The sequence below is a fragment of the Mesorhizobium sp. M7A.F.Ca.CA.001.08.2.1 genome, assembly GCF_003998455.1.
GTDB lineage: Bacteria > Pseudomonadota > Alphaproteobacteria > Rhizobiales > Rhizobiaceae > Mesorhizobium > Mesorhizobium ciceri.
This window is the reverse complement of the sequence record NZ_RZPW01000571.1, coordinates 1-4,219: the sequence shown is the minus strand read 5'-3', so window position 1 is coordinate 4,219 and position 4,219 is coordinate 1. Positions and strand designations below refer to the sequence as shown.

Genomic DNA, 4,219 nt, shown 5'->3' with positions numbered 1-4,219 from the left:
GAATTGAAGTTCCCACCGGAGCTTTCGTGCCGGCAGCTGTTCCCGATAGGAATTTTTTCTTGACACCTGCCCTCAGCTAAGGTACATATTCGTCCATGGTGCTGATTTGCGCCGGTGACCCGCCGCACAGGCGGGTTTTTCGTTTGATGCTCCGTCAGACAATGCGCCGGCGAAAGGCTGCGAAAGAAAACCGTTGCCCAGAATTCGTCGCCCTGTGGTGCCAGGGCCGGCAATTGACAATCGTCGGGTTGAGTTCATCCTCTTCCACCATCTCTGAGGCGGAGATTCGGGGCACATGTGGGATTTCGAGATCGGCCGGTCGGTGTCCATCATGATGCGGACCTGGCCGTTCATCGTCTTTCGTATGATCGTCTATTTCGGCATCACGCTGGCCTACATCATGGCGACCGGCACCGGTGCCTCGGTCGGCTATGGCGTCGGCCATATCTCCACCGATCCCGACGGGCCCATGTCCTTTGCCCTGTGGGGCGGCGTGGTCGGGTTTGGCATCGTCTCTATCGCGGTCTACTGGATCCGCGAATACATCCTCTATATCGTCAAGGCCGGCCACATCGCCGTCATGGTTCATCTGATCGACGGCCGCGACATTCCCGGCGGTCAGGACCAGATCGCCTACGCCAGGGATGTCGTCACCCAGCGTTTTGCCGAGGCCAATATCCTTTTCGTCGTCGACCAACTCGTCAAGGGTGCCATCCGCGCCATCACCGGCCTGCTCGGCGGTATCGCCGCCTTCCTGCCGATACCGGGCCTGAGCGGCCTGGTCTCCTTCATCAACACGGTGATCCGCCTGTCGCTGACCTATGTCGACGAGATCATCCTCGGCTACAACATCCGCATCAATTCAGCCTCACCCTTCGAGACGGCGCGCCAAGGCGTCGTGCTCTATGCCCAGAACGGCAAGGTCATGGTCAAGAACGCCGTCTGGCTGGCGGTCATCATGTGGGGCGTGTCGTTCGTCATCTTTCTGATGATGCTGGCGCCTGCCGGCGCCATTCTGTTCCTGATGCCCGGCCAACTCGCCGGCTGGGCCTTCGTGCTCGCCATCGTCTTCGCCTGGGCATTCAAGGCGGCCTTCATCGAGCCTTTCGCCATCGCTTGCCTGATGCAGGTCTATTTCAAGACCATCGCGGGCCAGGTGCCGGATCCGGCCTGGGACGCCCGGTTGGCCGATGCGTCGTCGAAGTTCAGGGAACTCAAGGACAAGGCGCTCGCCTCCTTCGGCGGTTCGCGCTGGGGTACGGCCGGCGCCACACCCTGATCGGCCGGGCAGGTGGTGTCTGGTGAGGCAGAAACGGTGTTGAGGCGCGCCACGGTGGACTTGAGCTGTGCCTCGCCTTGCCCGGAAAACGTCTCGCTCATGATCAGTTCCGGCAGCGGCAGCCGCCGTCCCCAACCATGCGTTTCAAGGTCCGGTTTGGAAGCGAACTCGGAAACACGGCCGACGCAGAGATAGGCGATTGGCGTTACGTGATCCGGAATGGCCAACAACCGCTTCAGCGCCTCAGCCTCGATGATGCTCACCCAGCCGACGCCAACGCCCTCGGCACGCGCGGCCAGCCAGAAATTCTGCACCGCGCAGACGGTGCTGTAGAGATCCATCTCCGGATTGTGCCAGCGTCCCAGCGGCGAACCCTTCGAGCGCTGCCGGTCGCAAGTGATGCAGATGTTGAGCGCGCTTTCGCAGATGCCTTCCAGCTTGAGCTTGCGGTACAGCGCCTGTTTTTCCGCCTCGATCGCCGGCAGTTCCTGCTCGCGCGCGGCCAGGAACAGGTCGCGCACCCTTTCGCGTCGCTCGATGTCACGAATGACAATGAAATTCCATGGCTGCATGAAGCCGACCGATGGCGCATGATGGGCGGCAAGCAGCAGCCGCGCCAGCACGTCGTCATCGATCGCGGTGGGCAGGAAATGGCTGCGCACGTCGCGCCGCGTGAACATGGCGCGATAGACCGCATCGCGCGCATTCTGGTCGAATCCATCGTCAATGGCAGCGGTCATATGTTCCGGCATCGCTTGTCCCCTTGCGATTGCAGATTCAAAACGGTCAGAGCATACTTTGTGCGTCCAAATGGACGCACGTCGCTCTGATGCCATCCGCCTGACCATGCGGATGACGATGCCTGCCAGGCCGGTCTTCTGGCTTGGGATCAACCCGCGTCCGGTGCCTTCCCGTCATCGACAGTGGCATTTACCGGCGCGGTCCCCCTCACAGCGTTGGGCACGCCACGGAATTCAACCGTGTTCCCGATTCTCCCGCTTGCGGCGGGCACCAGGCAGTACCCAGGGACCTTACGCCGAAGCGCCGGCGAGGCCAATGCCTGCGGCGACACGAATGGACGCAGGCGCGATTTTCCCCAGTCATCGGCCGCCCGTGCATGGCCTTTGTCGATCCGGGTCACTAGATTAGGACGATGACCACCCGTCTCTACACGCATCCGATCTTCCTCGAGCATCTCACGCCGCCCGGACATCCCGAGCGGCCCGACCGCTTGCGCGCCATCGAGCGCGTGCTCGATGAGGAAGCCTTTGCCGCGCTCGATCGTATCCAGGCGCCGGAAGGCGACGAGGCCACCATCCTCTACGCGCATCCCGCCGATTTCGTCGCCCGCGTGCGCGCCGCCATTCCCGACGAGGGGATTGCCCGCATCGATGCCGACACCACTGCCAGTCCGAAGAGCTGGCAAGCGGCGATCACCGCGATCGGCGCCGCCAACGCCGCCGTCGATGATGTCTTTTCGGGCCGCGCCGACAACGTCTTTGTCGCCGCCCGGCCGCCCGGCCATCATGCCGAAAAGACCACGGCCATGGGCTTCTGCCTGTTCAACACGGCGGCGATCGCGGCGCGTTATGCGCAGAAGAAACACGGTGTCGAGCGCGTTGCCATCGTCGACTGGGACGTGCATCACGGCAATGGCACGCAGGATATTTTCTGGGACGATCCCTCGGTGCTCTATTGCTCGACACACCAGATGCCGCTTTATCCCGGCACCGGAGCGAAGACCGAAACGGGCGCCGGCAATATCGTCAACGCACCGCTGGCGCCGCAGACCGGCAGCGAAGTGTTTCGCGATGCCTTCCTGTCGCGCGTCCTGCCCGCGCTCGACAATTTCGCGCCCGACCTGATCATCATTTCGGCCGGGTTCGACGCGCACCACCGCGATCCGCTGGCCGAGATCAATCTGACCGAGGATGATTTCGACTGGGCGACCGGCCAGTTGATGCAGCGCGCGGCACGCCACAGCGGCAACCGGCTCGTCAGCCTGCTCGAGGGCGGCTACGATCTGCAGGGATTGGCATTTTCGGTCGCCGCCCATGTCGGGCGACTGATGAAAGGATGAATGATGGCTGGTGAGACCAACGAAGACGTCAAGGCGATGAGCTTCGAGCAGGCACTCGATGCGCTGGAGAAGATCGTCGATGATCTGGAGCGTGGCGACGTGCCGCTCGACCAGTCGATCAGGATCTATGAACGTGGCGAGGCGCTTAAGGCGCATTGCGACCGGCTGCTGAAGGCCGCCGAGGACAAGGTCGAGAAGATCAGGCTGTCGCGCGACGGCAAGCCGGTTGGAACGGAGCCGCTCGACGCGGATTGAGGCCGGTCCGAACGATGGCCTCGCCTCACCGGTTTTTGGACATGATCATGATCGAGGATATAACTCGTTGCGATTGAAACAGCTCAAGGACAAGAGGAGATACGGAAGCGATGTGCAGAAACATCAAGACCCTGTTCAATTTTGATCCGCCGGCAACCAATGACGAGGTGCGCGACGCGGCCCTTCAGTTCGTCCGCAAGCTGAGCGGAACGACGCGACCCTCGAAGCAGAACCAGCACGCCTTCGATCATGCCGTCGACGCCATCGCGGCCTCAGCGCGCGAACTGCTCGATTCCCTGGAAACCCATCAGCATCCGCGCAATCGCGAAGAGGTGGCGGCCAAGCTGCGGGCAAAGGCGGCCATCCGCTTTGCCTGATGCGGCCAGGCGGCCTTCGACCACCGACAAGGAGAGTCCATGAGCTTCTTCCCCGGGAAAGACCCTGAGGTGGGCGATGCGTTCGCCAGCGATCAGATCGAATTGATGGTCATTCCGAACGCCAAGGACATCGGTGGTTTTCAGGTGCGCCGTGCCCTGCCAACGGCAAAAAGGCGGTTGGTCGGTCCGTTCATCTTCTTCGACCGCATGGGTCCCGCGATCCTGCGG

4 protein-coding genes, 2 pseudogenes and 1 riboswitch are annotated in these 4,219 nt (G+C 62.3%); of the genes and pseudogenes, 5 read left to right on the top strand and 1 reads right to left on the bottom strand.

Features of this window, described 5'->3' with window-relative positions; translation table 11 throughout:
• Positions 1-295: 295 nt before the first annotated feature.
• Complete coding sequence (locus tag EN914_RS26525) at positions 296-1,279, top strand: hypothetical protein (RefSeq protein WP_024503601.1); 984 nt, start codon at positions 296-298, stop codon at positions 1,277-1,279.
• 122 nt (positions 1,280-1,401) lie between these two features.
• On the opposite strand, the pseudogene bluB reads toward EN914_RS26525, so the two are convergent.
• A pseudogene (gene bluB, locus EN914_RS39375) lies at positions 1,402-2,019 on the bottom strand (5,6-dimethylbenzimidazole synthase); the annotation flags it as partial.
• Between the two features lie 110 nt (positions 2,020-2,129).
• Positions 2,130-2,310, bottom strand: a riboswitch (cobalamin riboswitch).
• A gap of 122 nt (positions 2,311-2,432) precedes the next feature.
• Here bluB and EN914_RS26515 point away from each other — a divergent pair.
• The 4 genes and pseudogenes from EN914_RS26515 to EN914_RS26500 all read left to right on the top strand — a co-directional run.
• Positions 2,433-3,359 (top strand): histone deacetylase family protein, encoded by a 927-nt coding sequence (locus tag EN914_RS26515; RefSeq protein WP_024503603.1) that lies wholly within the window; start codon positions 2,433-2,435, stop codon positions 3,357-3,359.
• 3 nt (positions 3,360-3,362) lie between these two features.
• Complete coding sequence (locus tag EN914_RS26510; RefSeq protein WP_013532792.1) at positions 3,363-3,614, top strand: exodeoxyribonuclease VII small subunit; 252 nt, start codon at positions 3,363-3,365, stop codon at positions 3,612-3,614.
• A gap of 110 nt (positions 3,615-3,724) precedes the next feature.
• Complete coding sequence (locus EN914_RS26505; protein ID WP_013532791.1) at positions 3,725-3,991, top strand: DUF2277 domain-containing protein; 267 nt, start codon at positions 3,725-3,727, stop codon at positions 3,989-3,991.
• A 39-nt stretch (positions 3,992-4,030) separates the two neighbouring features.
• Positions 4,031-4,219, top strand: a pseudogene (locus EN914_RS26500) (hypothetical protein); the annotation flags it as partial.